Here is a 20,313-nt window from a genome sequence, read left to right as displayed (position 1 = left end):
GGCACCGGCTCAGCCGGGTGGCACCGCCACGGCAAGCCAGTCGTACGCGTCCCCGTCCGGACCGCCCGCACGGACCAGCACCCGTTCGGTGATGCCGGGCCGTTCGGCGTGAAACGCACCGAGATAATCCGTCCAGGCCCGAGTGTTTCCGGGCGACGTCACCGGCCGTCGCCCGACGAGCCGGCGGGGCGGGCGCGGCGTCCGCCGTACGTGCCGAAGAACTGGGCCGCCGCCACTTGCACGCCGTACGACCAGGTGGGGTAGGCGTGCGTCGCCTGCGCGAGACGGCCGGTGAACATGCCGGTGGCCATCGCCAGCGCCGGCTCGTGGATCATCTCCCCGGCCCGCTCCGCCACGATGGTGGCGCCCAGCAACCGCCCGCCGCCGAGGTGCCGCAACCCGCGCCGCGGACCGGCGATCAGCTTGACGAACCCGTCCGTGGCGCCGGCCGTGATCGCCCGGTCCATCTCGGCCATCGGCAGGTACGCGACCCGGGCGCCCAGGGCGGCGGCCTGCGCCTCGGTACGGCCCACCCGCGCCACCTCGGGCTGCGTGAAGACGACCCACGGCGTGGCCGTCGGATCGTACCGGGAACGTCGGCGGGAGAGCGCGTTGCCGGCGGCGAGCCGTCCCTGCGCGAACGCCGCGTGGGTGAACGGCAGCAGACCTGTCACGTCGCCGGCCGCGAACACCCCGTCCGCACTGGTCGCCAGGTGCGCATCGGTCTTCACCGTGCCGTGCTCGTGCACCGCGACGCCGGCCGCCGGCAGATCCAGGCCGTCGGTGATCGCGCGCCGCCCGGTAGCCACCAGCAGCCGATCGCCGGTGACCCGGGCGCCGTCGGCCAGCTTCAGCCAGATGCCGTCGCCGTCCGTGCCTGCGCTGGCGGCGCCCGCACCCGTCTCGACGCGGATGCCTTCCCGCGCGAACACGTCAGCCAGCACCTGTGAGGCCGCCGGTTCCTCGCCCGGCAGCAGACGGTCGGCGGCTTCCACCACGGTGACCCGGCTGCCGAACCGGGCGAACGCTTGAGCCAGCTCGCAGCCGATCGGGCCGCCGCCGAGCACCACCAGCGACGTGGGCAGTTCGGCCAGGTCGAACACGGTCTCATGGGTCAGGTACGGCGTCTCGGACAGCCCCGGCACGCTCGGCAGGTGCGGGGCGGCGCCGGTGGCCAGCACGAACCGCCGAGCGGTCAGCGCATGCCCGTCGACGCTGATCCGGCCGGGACCGGTGAATCGGGCCGATCCGCGGATCACCTCGATGCCCTCGTCCCGCAGGACCGCCTCGTCCTCGGTGGCCGCGATCCGCGCCACGGTGTCGCGCACGCGAGCGGTGGCCGCGGCGAACGGCAGGCCGCGGACGGCCGCCTCGATCAGTGTCTTGGACGGTACGCATCCGGTGAACGTGCAGTCCCCGCCGGGCGGTCCCGCGGTCACCATCAGCACGCGGGCGCCCGCGCCGACGGCGGCCCGAGCCGCGCCCAGCCCGGCCGCGCCGCCGCCCACCACGATGAGGTCGGGGCCGGTCACCGGGGCTTCTCCGCGACGATCATGGCGTACCCGAGGACGCCGTCGCGGATCGCCGCCCGTACCGCTTCGAGCACCGCCGGGGCGCGGGCGAAGTCCAGTCCGAGCGCTTCGGCTCGGGCGCGGGAGGTCATCCGCACCATCGCCAGGCGTGCCTCGATCTGGTCGATCATGGTGGCGATCGCGTCGTCGTGGGGTTCGGTGTGGGTGACCCGCAGGCCCGCCGCGCCCAGCGTGGCGGCGTATTCGTCCAGCGGCCGGGCGTCCGCCACGCAGGCGATCCAGGCGCCGAGACCGGTCAGTTCGGCGGGCAGCCGATCCGGCACGACGGTGACGTCGGTGACGCCGAGCCGGCCGCCGGGCCGCAGCACGCGAGCCAGCTCGGCGGCTGCGGTGGGTTTGTCGGGAAACGTGCAGAAGGCGCATTCGCAGACCACCGCGTCCACCGACGCGTCCTCGACGGGCAACCGCTCGGCGTCGCCGGCGCGGAACCGCACCTCGTCCGTCAGGCCCGCCGCGCGCGCCGCCTCCGTGGCGGCGTCGACGTTGGCCGGGGACAGGTCGACGCCGGTCACCCGGGCACCGTGCTCGCGGGCCAGCAGCATCGCGGTGGCACCCCGCCCGGCGGCCACGTCCAGCACGGCGTCGCCCCGGCGCGGCGCGAGCCGTCCGGCCAGCTTGCGGGTCAGCGCCAGGCCGCCGGGGTGATACGACTCGCCGAGCAGCAGCGCGACGACATCCGAACCGTACGCGGCAGCGCAGCACGCCTTGGCCTGCGCAGCGGGCATGTCACCGGCGGCCGGCCGGAGTGGTGGGACGGGCCGGTTCACCGCAGCCTCCGCCCGACGTTGGTGGTGTCCGCAGCGATGCGTTGCCCGGCCACGTCGCCTGCGTCCGCGCCGCCGTCGGCCGCGACCTTCGACCCGTACGGCGAGTCGGTCAGCACGCCGCGCAACGTCAGGGCGTTGGGCACCACGTCGGCGACCGGCACCCCGGACATCCGCTCCCGCACCTGTTCCCGGTAGCCGACCGAGTTGTACGCGCAGAACGGGATCATCCGGCCGTCCGGCGTGATCTCCTCGACGCAGCACTTCATCAGTTGCTTGACGTTGAGCGTGTACGGGTCCTGGAAGTCCTGGATCACGATCATGAAGGCCCGATCGGTGAGATCGGCGATGGCCTCGGGCAGGTTGACGCCGCACGCGTCGGCGCAGTCCAGCGCCTCCGCCGCGGCCTTGAGCCGGTCGTGCGTGGTGTCGGTGCCCATGAACGCGCTGGCCGACCAGAGCTTCTCCAACGCCTCGCGGACCGCGTAGTCGGGCACCACCCGGTTCGACACGTAGTCCAGGTATTCCGAGACGTCGAGCAGCCGCGGAATCGGGACCACGCCGAAGTCCGGTTCGCCCGGGGTGCCCTCGGACAGCAGATAGGTGATCGAGCGGCAGCTCGGGAAGCAGCACGGCACCGGGAAGAAGTCGGTGGCCCGGAACCAGTCCGGGCGCTGGTCGGCGATGCCGTGAATGATGTCCGAGTTGGTCAGCCGGGTCAGCGGGTCGAACTCCACGTGCCGCCCGGAGTGGGTGACCGGCTGGAAGGACACGCTGCGGACGGCCGGATGCGCCAGCCCGTACTCGACGATTGCGCCGAGTTCGTGGTCGTTGAGGCCGCGCTCCACGGCGGCGACCAGCGTCACCGTCAGCCCGGCGGCGGCGCAGTTGTCCAGCGCCCGGCGCTTGATGTCCCGCAGGTCCCGCCCCCGGATCTCGCGATGGGTGCGCTCGTCGAAGCCGTCGAACTGGAGATAGATGTTGACCGCCCGGCCGGGCCGGTTGCGCTCGCCGAGCGCGGTCACGAAGGCCCGGTCGGAGGCCAGCCGGATGCCGTTGGTGTTGACGTTCACGGCCTTGATCGGGCGGGCCTGCGCGGCGTCCACGAAGTCGAGGATCTGCTTGTGGATGGTCGGTTCCCCGCCGGAGAACATGACCACCTCGGCCTCGCCCTCGCTGGCCACGAAGACGTCCAGCATCCGCTCGCACTGGTCCAGGGTGATCGCGTACCCGTCGCCGTGGTGGCCGGAATCGGCGAAGCAGATCGGGCAGTCCAGGTTGCATCCGGTGTTCACCTCGATGATGCCGAGGCAGGCGTGCTGCTTGTGCTCCGGGCACAGGCCGCAGTCGCTGGGGCAACCGTCCTTCACCTCGGTCTGAAACGCCAGCGGGATGGTGCCCGGCTTGTTGAACCTGGCCGAGTCCAGATACATCTGCGCGTCGCCATAGACCAAGGCTTCGAACCCACCGTGCTCACGACAGCGTTTCCGCAGGTAGACCTTGTTGTCTCGAATGTTGACCTGCCCGTCGACCACGACCTTGCAGACCGGGCAGATGGACTTGGTGTACTCAACGAAGATCTCGTTCCGGTCCCGTTTCACCGGCTTCGCGGCGGGGCCTGCCGGGGTGGGTTCGACAGCGGTCATCGGTGCTCCTGTCGTGCGCGGACACGGGCCTTTCCAGGGTGCCGCCCGTCGCGGCGAAACGCACGGCCTTGCGGAAAGCTCACTCCTGCCGGGCGGACGGCAGCGCTGCCCTCCTGGCCCTCGCCAGCGAGGCCGCAGCCAGGCGCGGCCGGGTGCCGCTCGGTGCAGTCGGTCATGGCAGCGAGTCAACCGGGCGGCGGGCGACTCCGGCCGAGGTTCGCTACCTTGGCGCGGGTGGACATCTGGTGGCACGTCTATCCGCTCGGCTTCTGCGACGCTCCGATCCGGGTGCCGGACCCCGCACCCGGTCACCGGCTGCGACGCCTGCTGAACTGGCTCGACTACGCCGTGCAGTTAGGGGTGAACGGTCTGCTCCTGGGGCCGGTGTTCGCCTCGCAGACGCACGGCTACGACAGCCTGGACCAGTTCCGCATCGATCCCCGGCTGGGCACCGACGAGGACTTCGACGACCTCATGCGGGCCTGCCGGGAACGCGGCCTCAGCGTGCTGCTGGACGGCGTGTTCAACCACGTCGGCGCCGGGCATCCGATGCTCGGCACCGAAGGATTCGCCCGGCCCGACCGGCGCGCCTTCGAGGGCCACGACACGCTTGTCACCCTCGACCATCGCAGCCCGCAGGTCTCCGCGTACGTGCGCGACGTGATGAACCACTGGATGGACCGCGGCGTGCGCGGATGGCGGCTGGACGCGGCGTACGCGGTCGACCCGGACTTCTGGCAGGACGTGCTGCCGCAGGTGCGCGAGCGGCATCCCGGCGCCTGGTTCGTGGGCGAGGTGATCCACGGCGACTACCCGGAGTTCGTGTCCCGCTCCGGCGTCGACTCGGTGACCCAGTACGAGCTGTGGAAGGCGATCTGGAGCAGCCTGCGCGAACGCAACTTCTTCGAGCTGGACTGGGCGCTGCGCCGGCACAACGAGTTTCTTGACCGGTTCCCGCCGGCCACGTTCGTCGGCAACCACGACGTGACCCGGATCGCCAGCCGGGCCGACCCGATCCTGGCGCTCACCGTGCTGATGACCGTGGGCGGGGTGCCGTCCGTCTACTACGGCGACGAGCAGGGCTTCCGCGGCGTCAAGGAGGAACGGCTCGGTGGCGACGACGCGGTGCGGCCGGCGTTCCCGCAACGCCCGGAGGAGCTGGCATCGTGGGGTGCCGAGATCTACCGCACGCACCAGTTCCTGATCGGTCTGCGGCGGCGCAACCCGTGGTTGTTCTCCGCCCGCACCGAGACGGTGGAGCTGACCAACACCCGTTACGTGTATCGCGCGACGGGCAAGGCCGACGGCGAGTCGCTGACCGTGGAACTGGACGTGACGCAGCAGCCGCGGGCGAGCGTGCGCGACGCGCAGGGCCAGGTCCTCTGGTCCCGGTGAGGCGCCCGCCCGGCCTCAGCGGCGGAAGATCGTGATGGCGTGGCCCACCGAGTCGATCGGACGACTCGTGTCGATCAACTGCCGCAGCCTGCTGCCCGGCCGCGACTTGTCGATCCAGGAGTCGGATATCGCCACGATCCCGTGCACCCGAGCCGACGGCACGGCCAGCGGATCGGAGGCGTCGATCCCGTAGTACGCCGGGTCGCCGTTGCCCTTGTAGACCAGCCAGATGCGTTCCCCCGCATACCGGGTCCGCAACCGGTCCGCGAGACGTCCCAGGTCCTGCCCCCAATCCACATTGGAGTCATGCAGGTAGCGGTAGGTCCGGGCGGGACCGCCGAAGGCCTCGTTCGCATACGGCAGGTAGTAGGGGAACGTCCGCACCGAACTGACCGCCACGAACAGCGCGAGCGGCAGTGCCAGCCATCGCCACGGGCGGCGGGCCTGGACGACGGCGCCGGTGACCACCGCGAGGAAGATCGGCACCGCGATGGCGTACCGGGCGCCGAAGTCGCGCGTGCCGGTCATCGCGCCGGCCAGCAGCACCCCGGCCGGCACGAGCAGATAGGCCGCGGCCGGACGCAGACGGCGTACGGCCAGCATGGTGACCGCACCGGCGACCCACAGCGCCATCATGCCCAGCGGCATCTTCACCAGCAGCGCGGCGGGCAGGTAGTACCAGCGGGAACCGCGGTACAGGTCGCCGAACAGGAAGCCGTCGAAGTCCACGTCGGCGAAGCCGAACTGGATCCGCAGCCCGTCCCGGTACGGCTCGGGAAACGGCAACAGGTTCGCGGCGAGCGCCTGCGCCCCGTGCAGGTCGGGCATGCCGATCGGCTGGGTCCAGCGCAGCGTCGGGTTGACGAGCAGGTAGCTGACCCAGACCACGGCGACGGCGACAAGCCCGGCACCGGCGGTGATCAACGCCGGTCGTCGCCACCGATCGAGCCGTCCCACGGGCGGCGTCTCCCCCGGCACCGGCGTCTCCCCCTGTGCCGACGTCTCCCGGGCCGGGACGACGGCGAACCCGATCAGGGCCAGCACCACCGGCACCGCGGGCAGCGCGCTCATCTTGGTCGCCAGCGCCGCGCCCAACGCCAGCCCGGCCAGGACCGCCGCCCGGACCGGGTACGCGCCGCGTCGGGCACGCCACGCCAGCCAGCAGGCGGTGAGCAGGAAACCCGCGGTCGGCACGTCCAGCGTGGCCAGCGAACCGTGCGCGATGACGTCCGGCGAGAAGGCGTACATGCTCAGGGCGAGCAGCCCGCCGAGCGCCCCGGCGACTTCCGCGGCGAAGGCGAACACCACCAGCCCGAACAGCAGCGTCAACAGGATCACCGGCAACCGGGCGGCGAGCATCAGCCGCCACGGATCGTTGCCCGTCTCGTAGAGCACGCTGTGGCCCAGCGCCCACTGATCACCGACGAAACCGGGATCCAGCCGCGGGTGCACGGCTGCGACCCCGGCGCCGATGATCAGCTTGCCCAGCGGCGGATGCTCCGGGTTGAACTGGAGGCTGTGCTTTTGCAGATAGACCGCGGCCGTCCCGACGTACACGGGTTCGTCGGTGGTCGGGGTCTGCTGAACCGCCGTGGTGATCATGACGGCGGCCATCTGTCCCAGCAACACCGCGACCCCGAGCGTCACCCACCATCGGCGCTGCCGTGACACCGCCGCCGCCCACGACCTCATGGGCGGCCACGGTACTGTCCTCGGCTACGCGGTGCAGATCAGGCCCGGCACCGCCGCGCCGCCCGACCCGATGAACCCGAAGGTGGTCGACCCGCCTGCGGCCAGGTTGCCGTTCCACGTTTCGTTCGCGGCACCGGCCGAGGTGAGCCTCGCGCCCCAGATCTGCTGGACCGCCTGGCCGCCGGGGAACGACATCCGCACCGTCCACTCGCTGATCGGCGCGGTGCCCGCGGTCACCGTCACCTCACCCTGGAAGCCGCCCGGCCATGCGCCGACTTGCCGGTACGCCGCGGTACAGCCCGCCGAGCCCGGCGGGGTCGTCGTCGGAGGGGTCGTCGGAGGTGTGGTGGTGGGCGGGGTCGTCGGGGGCGTCGTCGGGGGCGTGCCGCCGTCCAACACCGCGGCCAGTGGCGGGTACCACCGGTCGGAGATCTTCTGGTTGCCGGCGTCGTTGGGATGCACGCCGTCACCCGTATCGGTGGCCGTGTTGAAGCCGGTCCACTGATCCACCACGGTCACCGACTTGCTCGCTGCCCACGCCGGGATGGCGTTGTTCAACGCCACCGCCCGCGCGGCGCACTCCGGGCAACTCGGCGGGTTCATCGGAATGATCTGAGCCACCAGAATGCGCATGGCCGGGTTGTTCGCACGCATCTGGTCGACAAGCGTGGAGAACGCCGCCAGAATCGTGCTCGTCGGCCGGTTGCTCCAGACGTCGTTGGTGCCCAGATGCATGATCACCACGTCCGGGCTGGTCGCCGACAACCATCCGGGCAGCAGATTCTGGTCGGCGATGTTGGTCGCCAGATAACCGCCGTGACCCTCGTTGTCCCCGTCGTAGGGCACGCCGCACCCCTGCGGTCCGAGAGTCCCGACGAAGTCGATATTCGTGTAGCCACTGTCCTGCAACCGATTCCAGAGCAGCGCCCGCCAGCACCCCGGAGAACCGGTGATCGAATCGCCGAGCGGCATGATCCGCACCGGTTCGGCGGCCGAGGCGATACCGGCGGGCCAGATCAAGCCGACGAGCAGCAGGACGGCGGCGGCGCAGGCGGCGAACAGAGAGCGTCTTCCAGACATGTGCAACCTCTTCAACATTTGAGACGGCTGACACGCGCGGCGACGGACCGGCTGCCGTAGCGGGATGGCTGCCCGGCCATCCCGGCGGCCGATCGAGGTACGGCTCGCCCACATCTTCTCCTCCGAACACCGGACAGGTGAAGACCCCAGCGACACTCATACCCCGGCGATCTTGAGGGGACGCGGGCGGGAGCGGGGTGCCCGGCCGTACTTCACGCACCTCTTGAGGCGCTGAGCCGTACCGCACGGATGTCAAACCAGCACGGTGAGAGCCATGCAAGACGGCTGATTCGCCGGTGACAGCCATACGCTACGGCTGGGCGATTACGCTACGGCTGGGCGATGCCGACAGGACGCGACAGGACGCAAAAGGGACGCGGCAGCGGGAGACCGCCTGCATATCGTCGCGCGACACGCCAAATGCGCCGCGCCGACGACGACCTTTGAACTGCGTCACGAATCCAGGTGTGCGGATGCATGATCATCCGCGCTGCGGATATGTTGTCTGGCATGGACGTCCGGTCTCTGCTGCGCCGCCTTCGGCTGCCGGTGACCGCATCCCTGGTTATGGCCGCGCTGCTCGGCACCCCCGGCGCGGCAACCCCCGGGGTCACGTTCGATCGGTCCACCGCAGGTGAGGCACCGGCCGCGAGCACGGTCGCCGTCGGGCATGACCGAGCTTTTCTCGAACGCCACGACGCATCCGACGCTGCGCGGGCCGCCGACACCGCCGCCATCACCGGCTCGTCCGCGGTCGGCACCCGGTCCGCCGTGGAGATCACCGGCACCGGTTCGGCCGGGCCGGCCGCGCCGGCCGCGACCCTCATCGGCGTCACCGACAACGGCCGCCTCCCGCTGCCGGTGTCCGCCGCGCGCGGCGCGCGTGCGCCTCGTGCACCGCCCGCCGTGTGACCGACTCCCGTCCGTCTCACGTCACCCGCGGTGGAAAGGCCCGACCCGATGAATTCTGTGCTCGCACTTCTCGACGGCAATGGCGGCCAGGTGGCCGGCATCTGGCTCGTATTGATCATTCTGGCGCTGCTCGCCATCGGCGGCCTCGCCCTGCCCAGCGGCGTACGCCGTCCGCAGCAGGTCTCCGAGTGGCTCGCCGAGTCGGCGCGCCGCAAGCGGGACGACGCCGACCGGCTCGTCGCCGAGGCCGCGGAGGCTACCCGGTACGCCGAGGAGATCGCGGTCGCCGTGCGGGGCGCCGCGGCAACCGCGGAACGCCGCCGCGAGGATTGTCAGCAGGCGCAGGGACGGGTGGACGCCGCCTGGACTGCGTACCAGGCGGCGGACGGCAAGCTGGATCGCGCGCGCCGGGCGGCGGCGTATGCCGCTCCGGTCAGCATCCCCACCGAGCAGGAGCGGGCGGAGTCGCTGCGCCGGTCCGCGCAGGCGGCGCACCGTCGCGGTGATCTGTCCGACGAGCAACTGATGCAGGCGCTGACCCACCAGGCCGGCTGGGACCCGGCGCTGCACCCCGTGGAGCAGGAACTGGTCCTGGCCCGGGCGGCGGCGGCCCACCGGTTCCGCCTCTATCAGGAGGCGCTGGAGGATGAGAACGAGTCGTGGCGCGCCTCGGACATCGCCACCGCGGCGGTGCGCAGCCTGCGCAAGGAAGCCACCACCGCCGAGACGCTGGCGGAGGCAGCCCGCGCCGCGCTGCCGGAGCAGGAGCGCGCGGCGTCGGGCCGCCGACGTCTGCCGGCGCACGCCTGAAACGTGCGCCGGCCCGTCACCACGGTGCCGGTGCCGGTGGCGGGACCACCGGGGGCCGGTCATCGCAGGTGATGGTGTTCGGCACGAAGGGGGCTAGCCAGCCGCCGTCGTTGCCGCCCAGGTCGGTCAGGGTGAATTCGGATCCGTCCGGGGTGAAGTTGAACGAGCCGCAGTTGTTCACACCCACCGCCCCGACGTTGCGGGCGTCCACGTTCCGGAAGGATGCCGAACCGGCGCTTCGGGCGCTCACCACGCTGGTGCCGGTGCCGTCCACGTGGATGTCCCGGAACGCGACGCCGTCGATCGCGTACTGGTCCTTCACGCCGAACTCGGTGACCAGCATGATCGCGTTGTAGGTGCTGTCCAGGTAGTGGTCGCCGGTGACCCGGATGTCCGCGTCGATGCTGCGGTCCAGCGCGTAGAACCAGATCGCGCCCAGTCCGATCTTCCAGTTCAGCTCGAACGTGCCGGCCCGCACCGTGGTGTTGTCGGCGATGATGAGCTTGCCGGCGAACGGTTCGGCGCCGAAGCGGGCGCCGACGTGCAGGCCGCTGCCCTCACGCAGCGGATCGGCCACGAGGTTGCCGGACACGGTGTTGTCCGTGCCGCCGTAGATCGCGATGCCGTTGGCCAGCGTGGGCGTCTGGACCGTGTTGTGGTCGAAGGTGTTGCCCGCATCCGTGACCGCGTCGGACCACATCGCCAGTCCGTCGTCGCCGGTGTTGCGGACGACGTTGTCGCGCACCACCGACTTGGTCACGCCGGTGTGGAAGTTCAGCCCGTCGGCGATCTGGTCCACGATCACGTTGCCGGCGATCCGGGTGTTGGTCATCGGCCCGTCGAACCACATGCCCGCCTTGGTGTGGTGCACGTAGAGGCCGTCGATGGTGGAGTTGCTCATCGCGCCGCCGACGCCGTTGACCTGGTCGGTGTCGATGCGTTCGCGGACATCACCCTCGATGGCGAAGCCGGACAGGTGGACGCCGGAGCTGCCGCCCTCCTTGCCGTAGAAGCCGACGCCGGTGTGCACCGAGCCGTCCGGGGCGGGCTCGTCGAGGGCCACCTCGTGTCCCTTGACGATGGTGTACCAGCTTCCGGCGCCCTCGATCGTGACGTCGTCCACGATGATGTGCCGGTTGACCTGGTAGGTGCCCGGTGGCACGTACACCGTCAGCCGGGCCTTGCGGGCGAAGGCGATCGCCCGGTCGAAGGCCGCGGCGGAGTCGTGGCGTCCCGTCGGGTCGGCGCCGAACAGCAGCACGTTGGCCGCCCAGACGTCGACCTTCGGCGGTGCGACGCGCTGCGAGTCGAGCAGATCGATCACCGTCCAGGGGGCGCCGGCCGAGGCGGTGAGCCGGATCGTGTCACCCGCCCGGTAGGTGCGGCCGAGCAGAAGCCGCTGCTCGTCGTAGAAGTGCATGGGCCGGAACGGCTTGTCGATCTCCGGCGCCGGATTGGTGGCGTCGGGCACGCACGAGCACTCGGTGATCCACCAGTCCGGGTGCAGCAGCCCGGCTGCGGGGTCGTTGGTGAACGGGTACTGGTTGTAGAGGTACGCGTATTGCGAGGTCAGCGTCATGGTGCGGGAGCGGTGGCCGCCCGCGGTGACGGTCAGCGGCGCGGTGATGCCGCCGCCACCGGGGGCGTCCGGCAACGCGTACCGCACGGTGATCGCGTTGGCGGCGGACGGCAGCGTGAACTCGACGAACTGTCCGGGGGTGAGCTTGACCGCGGTCCGGCCGCTGGCCTCCGCCGGCAGGGTGTAGGCGTCGCGGCCGGGTCCGATGACCGTGCCGTTGGTACGCGCGTTCTCCGCTTCCTGCTCGGCGAAGTCGACCGCCGCGCCCCGGCCGGCGACCAGTGCGGGGTCCAGGGCGGCGCGGGTGACCACCGCAGCGGTCGGCGCCGCCGCGGCGGGAACGCCGGTGAGCACGCCCAGGCCGACGGCGGAGGCGGTGACGGCGATGGCCCAGCGCGGGGGAACGCCGGGCCATCGGGGAGCTAAGGACATCGGGGTCTCGATTCTCTTGCGAGCGTCACACCGGGCGGGACGAACGCCCGGGAGGTGAGGGTGACCCTAGGGTCGATGTGACGCACTCCACAAGAGGATGTCGAGTATTTTCGCGGTTCCGGAGCTGTTTTTGCAATCAGTCGGCGTCGAGTTGCGTACGCAACCGCTTCAGCGACCGCGCGATGAGGCGGGACACGTGCATCTGTGAGATGCCGACCCGTTCCGCGATCTCCGACTGCGTCAGGTTGCCGTAGAAGCGCAGCGACAGAATCCGCTGCTCCCGCTCATCCAGGCTGCTCAGCGCCGAGCCGAGGGTCATCCGCAGCTCGGTGAGCTCGAACTCGTGATCCTCGCCGCCGAGCGTGTCGCCCAGTTCCAGCGACTGATCCGCGCCGACCGGGGTGGACAGGCTCGCCGCGGCGTAGGCTCGCGCACCCTCCAGCCCCTCCAGAACCTCTTCCTCGGTGAGCTTCAGGTGCGCCGCGATGTCCGCGACCGTCGGCGATCGGCCCAGCGTGTGCAGGAGGGTGTTGTTGGCATCGGTGATCGCCATCCGCAGTTCCTGCGTGCGCCGGGGCACCCGCACCGACCAGGTGCGGTCGCGGAAGTGCCGCTTGACCTCGCCGAGCACGGTCGGGATGGCGAATCCGGCGAACTCCACGCCGCGGTTCGGGTCGAACCGGTCGATCGCCTTGATCAGGCCGACCGTCGCGGTCTGCATGAGATCGTCGGCGGGTTCGCCGCGCCCCTGGTAACGCGCGGCCAGGTGGCGGGCGAGCGGGAGCCACGCCTCGATGGCGCGGTCGCGCAGCGCCGCCCGACGAGGGTCGCCGACAGGGACGGCCGCCATCTCCCGGATCAGTTCGTCGGCACTGGCCGGCACCTTCGTGGTCGTCATGCGGACCTCCCGCGGTTGATTGCTCCACAGCAATCTAAAGCGATGCAGAAAACGATGCAACATGACCTACGTCGCTCAGCTCTCGTTCAGGTTCCCGGACACCGGACGAGCCGGTACGGGCGGCACGAAACACGCCGATGGGCGACGAACCGGAAACATCGCAAGCGCCGCGGGTTTGGGTACGGTCACCCGGGGCAGATGATGGCGATGAACGAACTGGGCCGGTACCGGCTAGTCGACCGGCTCGGATCCGGCGGCATGTCGGTGGTGTGGCGTGCCCACGACGAAGTACTCGACCGCGACGTGGCGATCAAGGTGCTGCGCCCGGAAACCCGCGCCGACCCGGAACTCGTGCGCCGCATCGGCGCCGAGGCGCGAGCCGCGGCCCGGTTGCGGCACCCCAACGTGGTCGCGGTGCACGACTACGGCACCACCGACACCGGCCTTCCGTACGTGGTGATGGAACTGGTGGACGGCCGCCCGCTGGCGCAGGTGCTGGCCGACGGCCCGCTGCCCTGGCCGACCGCCACCCGCCTCTGCGGTGAGGTCGCGTCCGCCCTGGCCGCGGCGCACGCCGCCGGCGTGGTGCACCGTGACGTCAAGCCCGGCAACGTGATGGTCGCTGCGGACGGGGTGAAGCTTGTCGACTTCGGCATCTCGGCCGCACCGGGAGACGCCGAGGGCACCGACGGCGAGGTCTACGGCACACCGGCCTACCTCGCCCCGGAGCGCCTCGAAGCCGGCATCGTCCGCCCGGCCACCGACGTGTACGCGCTCGGCCTCCTGATGTACCTGACCCTGGTCGGGCGGCTGCCCTGGAAGGCGTCGTCGACCACGGAGATGCTCACCGCGCACCGCTACCTCGAACCGGCCGCGCTGCCGGACATCCCCGGCCTGCCGGACGGCGTCGCCGACCTGTGCCGACGGTGCGTGGCGAAGGATCCGGCAGACCGCCCCGGCGCCGCCGAAGCGGCCCATGTGCTGCGCGAGATCGCGCGCGGCGCTCCCTCCGCGGCGCCGGCCGCCGCGGTCACCGACACCACGCCCCTTCCCGAAGGAGGAGAGCTCACCCTCGTCGTGCCGCCGCACCAGGACGCCGCGGCCGGGACGGGGACGTCCGGGAGCGGGGGCGTGGCGGGCATCCCCCGGCGCCGGCGGCGCATGGTGGCGGCGATGGCCGCCGCCCTGCTGCCGCTGGCCGGTGCCGCCGCGTGGTTCACCACCCGTCCGGCGGCGACCCCCGCGGAGGCGGAAGCGTCCACCCCACGTCCGTGCGCGACGCGCGGGGCGACCGTGACCGCCGAGCTCGCCCTGGACACCGACAACTGTCCGACGTCGCCACCGCCGAGTACCACGCCGGCCACGCCGGCGCGGGCGGTGGCGGTCACCCGGGCGGCCACCCCCGCGGGGACCGGCGCCGCCCCCGCCACCACGCGAAACGCCAGCACGGCACGAAACGCCACGGCACGAAAGCCGGTCGGCGGCACCGCACGGAAGCCCGGTAAGCCGAAGAAGCCCGCCAAGGCGATGAGCAAGGCGCTCAAGAAGGCGCTCAAGGACAGCCGCACGAAGAAGCGCGGCACGCACCACCGCACGCCGCGACGGCACCGGGGCCGGTGACCGGACGGGTCAGGAAGCCGGGGCCTTCGTGGCTCCGATCAGGTGTGCCGACCAGCGCACGGCCTCGATGAACTGCCCGGCCAGATCCAACGAGCCGGACAACTCCGACAACGCCCCCGTCTCGTACGCCTCGACCGCGCGCAACACCCGCCCCACCGGCCCCGCGCCGCGGGTCAACGCCGCCGCGATCTCCGGCGACAGCGGCAGTTGCTGGGCCAGGTCCGCATGCGGCATGCCCAGCAGGTCGGCCACGCCGGTGATCAGGCCCGCCATGAACGCCGCGTCCGCGGGGGCGCCCATCGACACCGCAAGGTTCTGGCTCAGCCGTGCCCGGGTCAGCGCGCTGGCCATCTGATCCTCGGTGGCCTCGGCAACGTCGTCCACCACCATCAGCATCGCCCATTGCCGGATCTGCGCCAGCCCGATGAGCACCACGGCCTGGCGCACCGAGGAGACCCGCAGCGGCGAACCGGACGCGGCTGAGTTGCTCACCCGCAACACCCGCATGGACAGTGCGGGATCGCTGGCGATGATCGACAGGATGGCTTCCAGGTTGGCGTCCGACGAGCTCAGCGCGCCGAGTAGCTCCAGCCGGCGCAGCCGCGAGGGTGACAGGCTGGCGGTGCTGAGCACCTGGGGACGGCTCAGCGCGTACCCCTGCCGCAGCTCGAAGCCGTACCGTTCGGCCAGCTCCAGATGCGTGGCGTTCTCCAACCGCTCCGCGACGATCTGCACGCCCGGATGGCGACGGATGTCCGCGACGATGTCGTCGAGGTGGCTCAGGTCCCCGTCCAGCAGATCCAATTTCACGTACGAGGTCAGCGGCAGCAGCCGTTCGTGCCCGGAACCCCACACGAAGTCGTCCAGCGCGATCCGGTACCCCTCGTCGACCAGGTTGGTGATTCCATCGATCACCTCATCGTCCACGGTCACCGTCTCCAGCACCTCGAGCACCACATGCTTGGGGCCGAACGGCAGCCGCAACTCGCCGGTGAGGAACTCCCGGGTGAGGTTGATGAAGCAGTGCCGGCCGCCGGCCACCTCACCGATGCCGAATTCGGCGAACGTGTTGACGATCACTTGGCTTGTCGCGTAAGTGTCCTGGCGGCCCGCCTCGACGGCTTCGGTGCTGCCACGAAACAGCAGCTCGTAGGCGACCACCTCACCGTCACGGTCGAAGATCGGCTGACGGCCGACGTGGACGAGGTGGGTGCCGGGCAGGGAGGGCACCATGGGCTTCACGGCCTGCACATCGGCGTCCGCGCGGCCCACTTGAGGAAAGCCACATCACCCGCGGCGGGTTGCGACGCCACCACGGTCCGGGGTTATGGTGAATCCGGCTGCGGCCGAGAGGCGCTGCGACGGACCGGCCGGAGACGGCTCGGGTCCGCCACGCTCGACCGTGGTTTCCGACTTCAAGGGCGCCTCCTATTTCAGGGGGGTGCCCTCCGTCATGTCGTACGACCTGCAAGAGCGCAATGGCGTCCAGTTCGCCGTGGCCGACCTGTCGCTGGCCGGGTTCGGCCGCCACCAGATGCGCCTGGCCGAGCACGAGATGCCGGGCCTGATGGCGATCCGCGCGGAGTACGCCGAGCAGCAGCCGCTGCGCGGCGCCCGCATCGCCGGATCGCTGCACATGACCATTCAGACCGCCGTCCTCATCGAGACGCTTGTCGCGCTCGGCGCGCAGGTGCGCTGGGTGTCCTGCAACATCTTCTCCACCCAGGACGAGGCCGCCGCCGCGATCGTGGTCGGCGACGGCACCGCCGAGACGCCGACCGGCACGCCCGTCTTCGCCTGGAAGGGCGAGACGCTAGAGGAGTACTGGTGGTGCACCGAGCAACTGTTCGACTTCGGCGACGGCCTCGGACCCAACATGATCCTGGACGACGGCGGCGACGCCACGCTGCTGGTGCACAAGGGCGCGGAGTTCGAGAAGGCCGGTGCCGTGCCCCAGGCGGGCGAGGAGGACCACCTCGAATACCGCATCATCCTGGACACCCTGCGGCGCAGCCTGGCCTCCGACCCCCAGCGGTTCACCAAGGTCGCCGCCGAGACCAAGGGCGTCACCGAGGAGACCACCACCGGCGTCGCCCGGCTCTACAAGCTGGCCAAGGAGGGCGAACTGCTCTTCCCGGCGATCAACGTCAACGACTCGGTCACCAAGAGCAAGTTCGACAACAAGTACGGCATCCGCCACTCCCTCGTGGACGGCCTGAACCGGGCCACCGACGTGATGCTCGGCGGCAAGCTGGCCGTGGTCTGCGGCTACGGCGACGTCGGTAAGGGCGCCGCAGAGACGCTGCGCGGCCAGGGCGCCCGCGTCGTGGTGACCGAGATCGACCCGATCTGCGCCCTGCAGGCGGCGATGGACGGTATGCAGGTCGTGCGGCTGGAGGACGTGGTCGAGCAGGCCGACCTGTTCATCACCACCACCGGCGGCACCGACATCATCACGGCCGGCCACCTGGCTGCCATGAAGCACAACGCCATCGTCGGCAACGTGGGCCACTTCGACGACGAGATCGACATGGCCGGGCTGGCCAAGGTGCCCGGCGTCGAGAGGGTCACCGTCAAGCCGCAGGTCGACGAGTGGCGCTTCCCGGACGGCCACGCGGTCATCGTGCTCTCCGAGGGCCGGCTGATGAACCTGGGCAACGCCACCGGCCACCCCAGCTTCGTGATGTCCAACTCGTTCACCAACCAGGTGATCGCGCAGATCGAGCTGTGGACCAAGCCCGGCGAGTACGCCAAGCAGGTCTACGTGCTGCCGAAGCACCTGGACGAGAAGGTCGCGCGGCTGCACCTGGACGCCCTGGGCGTGCGGCTCACCACGCTCACCAAGAAGCAGGCGGAGTACCTCGGCGTGGACGTGGACGGCCCGTTCAAGCCGGAGCACTACCGCTACTGACGACCCGGACGCTACCGCCCGGCCCCTCCGTAGACGCGGCTTCGGAGGGTTCCGGGTGGGGCGCGGGCTGGCTCACGCTGCGTGCGGCGGCGGAGGCGCGGCGCCCGTCATGATCGCCACCGCTTCCGACATGCTGTGCGACTTCGGGGTGATCACCGTCGCCCGGCGTCCCAGCCGCTGGATGTGGATGCGATCCGCGACCTCGAAGACGTGCGGCATGTTGTGGCTGATCAGGATGACCGGCAGACCACGGTCGCGGACGTCGCGGACGAGTTGCAGGACGCGGTTTCCCTCCTTGACGCCCAGCGCCGCGGTCGGCTCGTCCAGGATGACCACCTTGCTGCCGAAGGCCGCCGATCGGGCCACCGCCACGGCCTGGCGCTGGCCGCCGGACAGGGATTCGACGGCCTGGCCGATGTTCTGCAAGGTGGCCACGCCGAGCTCGGACATGTGACGCTTCGCCTCGGAGCGCATCCGCCCCCGGTCGAGCATCCGGAACACCGACCCGAGTGGGCCCTTCTTGCGCTCCTCCCGGCCGAGAAACAGGTTGTCCGCGATGTCCAGGCCGGGCGCGACGGCCAGCGTCTGATACACCGTCTCGATGCCTGCCGCGCGCGCATCCATCGGGTTGCGGAAATGCACCCGCCGACCGTCCAGATAGATCTCTCCGGCGTCCGGGATCAGCGCCCCGGAGAGCGCCTTGATCAGGCTGGACTTGCCGGCGCCGTTGTCGCCGATGACGGCCAGGATCTCGCCGGGGTACAACTCCAGGTCGCTGTCCTCGATCGCGGTGACCCGCCCGTACCGCTTGGTGATGCCCTTGGCCTGCAGGATCGGCGTCATGCCTTCACCTTTCTGATCCACTGGTCCAGCGACACGGCCACCAGCACCAGCAGGCCGACCGCGAAGCCCTGCCAGACGACCTCCACACCGCCCAACTGCAACCCGTTGCGGAACACGCCGACGATCAGCGCTCCGATCAGCGTGCCGAGCACGCCGCCCCGACCGCCGAACAGGCTGGTTCCGCCGAGCACCACCGCGGTGATCGAGTCGAGGTTGTAGTCGATGCCGACGTTCGGGCTGGCCGAGGCGAGCCGCCCGATCAGGATCCAGCCGCCGGCGGCGTAGAGCAGGCCGGCAACGGTGTAGACGGAGAACAGCACCCGGTTGGTCTGGATGCCGGCCAGACGCGCGGCCTCGATGTCGTCGCCGGTGGCATAGACGTGCCGGCCCCAAGCGGTCGACCCCAACGCGTAGAAGAAGAACGCGAAGAGCAACAGCATGATGATCGACCCGTACGTGAATCGGAATCCGCCGATCGGGAAGGTGTTTCCGGCCCAGGTCATCAGCGCGGGCATGTCCGATCCCCGTACCGTCTCGCTGTTGCTGACCACCGAATTGAGCGAGAAGAAGATGGTCAGCGTGCCGAGCGTGACGATGAACGGCGGCAGCTTGATCCGGGTCACCAGGAACCCGTTGAAGGCGCCCATCGCGGTGCCGCAGACGAATCCGAGCAGCAGAGCCGGTACGCCGGGCATGCCGGCCTTGGTGCAGAAGTTGGCGATCAGGATCGAGGAGAAGACCGCGATGGCGCCGGCCGCCAAGTCGATGCCCGCGGTCAGGATGACGAGCGTCTGCCCGAGCGCAAGCGTCGCGATCACGGTCACCTGGGCGAGCACGAGCGACAGGTTGGTCGCGGAGAAGAACCGGGTGTTGACGATCGAGAAGGCGATGATGGACACGATCAGCACGGCCAGCGGGCCGAGGACGGGATTGCCGTGCAGCACATGCTGGATGCGCAGGCCCAGCGAGTCGTGGCGGCGTACGTCGAAGTCGGGTGCCGACTCCGGTTCTCTGGTCGTTGTCGACATGGTCAGCCCCAGCAGTTCTGCTTGCCCCAGGCGGTGTCCTTGGCGTCCACCCCGGGCTGCGGGTCGTCGGTGATCAGTGTGGTGCCGGTGTCCACGAAGTCTTTGCCGGCGGTGGCCTGCGGCTTGGTGCCGTTCTTGGCGAACTCGGCGACCGCCTCCACACCCATCTGCGCCATCTTCAGCGGGAACTGCATGGACGTCGCGCCGATGATGCCCTTGCTCACGTTGTCGACGCCGGGACAGCCGCCGTCGATCGAGACGATGGTGACGTCCTGCTGCTTGCCGGCCGCCTTGATGGCCTGGTAAGCGCCCGCCGCAGCGGGTTCGTTGATGGTGTACACGAGGTTGATCGACGGGTCCTTCTGCAGCAGGTTCTCCATCGCCGTACGGCCGCCCTCCTCGGCGCCGTCGGTGACGTCGTGCCCGGCGATCCGCGGATCGTTCTCGTCACCGATCCGGTCGGGGTTGCCGACGGCGATGCCGAAGCCCTGCAGGAAGCCCTGATCGCGTTTCACGTCCACGGATACCTGGTTGGGGTTGAGGTCCAGCATCGCGATCTTGGCTTGCTTGCCGTCGGCGTCGAACTTCGCCTTGGCCCACTGCCCAATCAGCTTGCCGGCCTCGAAGTTGTCGGTGGCGAACGTGGCGTCCACCGCGTCCGGTGGATCCGTCGGCGTGTCCAGCGCGACCACCAGCATGCCCTGCTGGTGTGCCCGGTCGATGGACGGGACGATGGCCTTGGAGTCGTTGGGGGTGATGAGGAACCCCTTGGCTCCCGCCGACATCAGGTTCTCGATCGCCAGCACCTGGGACTCGTTGTCGCCGTCCTGTTTGCCGGCGAAGGTCTGCAAGTCGACGCCCTGTTTCTGGGCCGCCGCCTGCGCGCCCTCCTTCATCTTCACGAAGAACGGGTTGGTGTCGGTCTTGGTGATCAGGCCGACGACGTCGCCGCCGGATCCGCCACCGTTACCGCCGCACGCAGCCGCGCCGAACGCCAGCACAGCCGCCGAGCCGGCCGCGAACGCGGCCATGAGGGGACGACGCATGCCTCCTCCAAATCGATTTAGCAGCGCACCCGTCGGGGACAGGGGACAAGGTGCGATGCGATCGT

17 protein-coding genes are annotated in these 20,313 nt (G+C 70.4%); 5 read left to right on the top strand and 12 right to left on the bottom strand.

The genetic code is table 11. The features are described 5' to 3' along the window. Positions 1 to 9 precede the first annotated feature (9 nt). From IEY73_RS16165 to IEY73_RS16150, 4 genes are read right to left on the bottom strand one after another with little or no spacing between them, the layout of a single operon-like run. On the bottom strand, positions 10 to 162 hold the full coding sequence (locus IEY73_RS16165) for a hypothetical protein (RefSeq protein WP_189080036.1): 153 nt from the start codon (positions 160 to 162) through the stop codon (positions 10 to 12). Beyond that, positions 159 to 1,532 (bottom strand): dihydrolipoyl dehydrogenase family protein, encoded by a 1,374-nt coding sequence (locus tag IEY73_RS16160; protein ID WP_189080035.1) that lies wholly within the window; start codon positions 1,530 to 1,532, stop codon positions 159 to 161. The genes IEY73_RS16165 and IEY73_RS16160 overlap by 4 nt, the downstream gene beginning before the upstream one ends. Beyond that, positions 1,529 to 2,317 (bottom strand): methyltransferase domain-containing protein, encoded by a 789-nt coding sequence (locus IEY73_RS16155; protein ID WP_189080132.1) that lies wholly within the window; start codon positions 2,315 to 2,317, stop codon positions 1,529 to 1,531. Before IEY73_RS16155 ends, IEY73_RS16160 begins: the two co-directional genes overlap by 4 nt. 38 nt (positions 2,318 to 2,355) lie before the next feature. After that, positions 2,356 to 3,957 carry a radical SAM protein gene (locus tag IEY73_RS16150; protein ID WP_189080133.1) on the bottom strand — a complete coding sequence of 534 codons (1,602 nt, stop codon included), beginning with the start codon at positions 3,955 to 3,957 and terminating at the stop codon, positions 2,356 to 2,358. Positions 3,958 to 4,236: 279 nt separating this feature from the next. On the opposite strand from IEY73_RS16150, the gene IEY73_RS16145 reads away from it, so the two are divergent. Further along, entirely contained in the window at positions 4,237 to 5,397 is a 1,161-nt protein-coding gene (locus IEY73_RS16145) for an alpha-amylase family protein (RefSeq protein ID WP_229715872.1), read from the top strand. Between the two features lie 15 nt (positions 5,398 to 5,412). On the opposite strand, the gene IEY73_RS16140 is transcribed toward IEY73_RS16145, so the two are convergent. Next, entirely contained in the window at positions 5,413 to 7,089 is a 1,677-nt protein-coding gene (locus IEY73_RS16140; RefSeq protein ID WP_189080033.1) for a phospholipid carrier-dependent glycosyltransferase, read from the bottom strand. A 24-nt stretch (positions 7,090 to 7,113) separates the two neighbouring features. Beyond that, on the bottom strand, positions 7,114 to 8,169 hold the full coding sequence (locus IEY73_RS16135) for a GDSL-type esterase/lipase family protein (protein ID WP_189080032.1): 1,056 nt from the start codon (positions 8,167 to 8,169) through the stop codon (positions 7,114 to 7,116). Positions 8,170 to 8,679: 510 nt separating this feature from the next. Between IEY73_RS16135 and IEY73_RS16130 the strand changes: the two genes are divergently transcribed. Together IEY73_RS16130 and IEY73_RS16125 are read left to right on the top strand one after the other, a co-directional pair. Beyond that, entirely contained in the window at positions 8,680 to 9,081 is a 402-nt protein-coding gene (locus tag IEY73_RS16130) for a hypothetical protein (protein ID WP_189080031.1), read from the top strand. A gap of 48 nt (positions 9,082 to 9,129) precedes the next feature. After that, positions 9,130 to 9,891 (top strand): hypothetical protein, encoded by a 762-nt coding sequence (locus tag IEY73_RS16125; RefSeq protein ID WP_189080030.1) that lies wholly within the window; start codon positions 9,130 to 9,132, stop codon positions 9,889 to 9,891. Positions 9,892 to 9,907: 16 nt separating this feature from the next. Here the strand turns inward: IEY73_RS16125 and IEY73_RS16120 are convergent, their stop codons facing one another. Further along, entirely contained in the window at positions 9,908 to 11,902 is a 1,995-nt protein-coding gene (locus IEY73_RS16120) for a glycosyl hydrolase family 28-related protein (protein ID WP_189080029.1), read from the bottom strand. A gap of 136 nt (positions 11,903 to 12,038) precedes the next feature. Beyond that, positions 12,039 to 12,800, bottom strand: a complete 762-nt coding sequence (locus tag IEY73_RS16115) for a SigB/SigF/SigG family RNA polymerase sigma factor (protein ID WP_189080028.1) — start codon at positions 12,798 to 12,800, stop codon at positions 12,039 to 12,041. A 207-nt stretch (positions 12,801 to 13,007) separates the two neighbouring features. On the opposite strand from IEY73_RS16115, the gene IEY73_RS16110 reads away from it, so the two are divergent. Next, a complete protein-coding gene (locus IEY73_RS16110; RefSeq protein ID WP_229715871.1) occupies positions 13,008 to 14,420 on the top strand; it encodes a serine/threonine-protein kinase in 1,413 nt (470 codons plus the stop codon). A gap of 9 nt (positions 14,421 to 14,429) precedes the next feature. Here IEY73_RS16110 and IEY73_RS16105 read toward each other — a convergent pair whose 3' ends face one another. Continuing rightward, positions 14,430 to 15,653, bottom strand: coding sequence for an EAL and HDOD domain-containing protein (locus IEY73_RS16105; protein ID WP_189080130.1), 1,224 nt, complete (start codon positions 15,651 to 15,653; stop codon positions 14,430 to 14,432). A gap of 220 nt (positions 15,654 to 15,873) precedes the next feature. Here IEY73_RS16105 and ahcY point away from each other — a divergent pair, with 220 nt between their 5' ends. After that, complete coding sequence (gene ahcY, locus IEY73_RS16100) at positions 15,874 to 17,331, top strand: adenosylhomocysteinase (protein ID WP_189080027.1); 1,458 nt, start codon at positions 15,874 to 15,876, stop codon at positions 17,329 to 17,331. A gap of 72 nt (positions 17,332 to 17,403) precedes the next feature. On the opposite strand, the gene IEY73_RS16095 is transcribed toward ahcY, so the two are convergent. From IEY73_RS16095 to IEY73_RS16085, 3 genes are read right to left on the bottom strand one after another with little or no spacing between them, the layout of a single operon-like run. Next, complete coding sequence (locus IEY73_RS16095) at positions 17,404 to 18,174, bottom strand: ATP-binding cassette domain-containing protein (protein ID WP_189080026.1); 771 nt, start codon at positions 18,172 to 18,174, stop codon at positions 17,404 to 17,406. Next, positions 18,171 to 19,202, bottom strand: coding sequence for an ABC transporter permease (locus IEY73_RS16090; RefSeq protein ID WP_189080025.1), 1,032 nt, complete (start codon positions 19,200 to 19,202; stop codon positions 18,171 to 18,173). The genes IEY73_RS16095 and IEY73_RS16090 overlap by 4 nt, the downstream gene beginning before the upstream one ends. Positions 19,203 to 19,204: 2 nt before the next feature. Further along, the gene (locus IEY73_RS16085) at positions 19,205 to 20,248 is read right to left on the bottom strand and encodes a sugar ABC transporter substrate-binding protein (protein ID WP_189080024.1); all 1,044 of its coding nucleotides are present in this window, start codon (positions 20,246 to 20,248) and stop codon (positions 19,205 to 19,207) included. Between the last annotated feature and the right edge of the window lie 65 nt (positions 20,249 to 20,313).

The organism is Mangrovihabitans endophyticus (assembly GCF_014646155.1).
GTDB classification, from domain to species: domain Bacteria; phylum Actinomycetota; class Actinomycetes; order Mycobacteriales; family Micromonosporaceae; genus Actinoplanes; species Actinoplanes endophyticus.
The sequence above is the reverse complement of the archived record's forward strand: the minus strand, read 5'-3'. Positions and strand labels throughout refer to the sequence as shown.

Excerpts from the sequence above, each read along its gene's own strand:
- IEY73_RS16155 (WP_189080132.1), bottom strand. The coding sequence starts at position 2,317 with ATGCCCGCTGCGCAGGCCAAGGCGTGCTGCGCTGCCGCGTACGGTTCG.
- IEY73_RS16140 (WP_189080033.1), bottom strand. The coding sequence starts at position 7,089 with ATGAGGTCGTGGGCGGCGGCGGTGTCACGGCAGCGCCGATGGTGGGTG.
- IEY73_RS16135 (WP_189080032.1), bottom strand. The coding sequence starts at position 8,169 with ATGTCTGGAAGACGCTCTCTGTTCGCCGCCTGCGCCGCCGCCGTCCTG.
- IEY73_RS16130 (WP_189080031.1), top strand. The coding sequence starts at position 8,680 with ATGGACGTCCGGTCTCTGCTGCGCCGCCTTCGGCTGCCGGTGACCGCA.
- IEY73_RS16125 (WP_189080030.1), top strand. The coding sequence starts at position 9,130 with ATGAATTCTGTGCTCGCACTTCTCGACGGCAATGGCGGCCAGGTGGCC.
- IEY73_RS16120 (WP_189080029.1), bottom strand. The coding sequence starts at position 11,902 with ATGTCCTTAGCTCCCCGATGGCCCGGCGTTCCCCCGCGCTGGGCCATC.
- IEY73_RS16115 (WP_189080028.1), bottom strand. The coding sequence starts at position 12,800 with ATGACGACCACGAAGGTGCCGGCCAGTGCCGACGAACTGATCCGGGAG.
- IEY73_RS16110 (WP_229715871.1), top strand. The coding sequence starts at position 13,008 with ATGAACGAACTGGGCCGGTACCGGCTAGTCGACCGGCTCGGATCCGGC.
- IEY73_RS16105 (WP_189080130.1), bottom strand. The coding sequence starts at position 15,653 with ATGGTGCCCTCCCTGCCCGGCACCCACCTCGTCCACGTCGGCCGTCAG.
- ahcY (WP_189080027.1), top strand. The coding sequence starts at position 15,874 with ATGTCGTACGACCTGCAAGAGCGCAATGGCGTCCAGTTCGCCGTGGCC.
- IEY73_RS16095 (WP_189080026.1), bottom strand. The coding sequence starts at position 18,174 with ATGACGCCGATCCTGCAGGCCAAGGGCATCACCAAGCGGTACGGGCGG.
- IEY73_RS16090 (WP_189080025.1), bottom strand. The coding sequence starts at position 19,202 with ATGTCGACAACGACCAGAGAACCGGAGTCGGCACCCGACTTCGACGTA.
- IEY73_RS16085 (WP_189080024.1), bottom strand. The coding sequence starts at position 20,248 with ATGCGTCGTCCCCTCATGGCCGCGTTCGCGGCCGGCTCGGCGGCTGTG.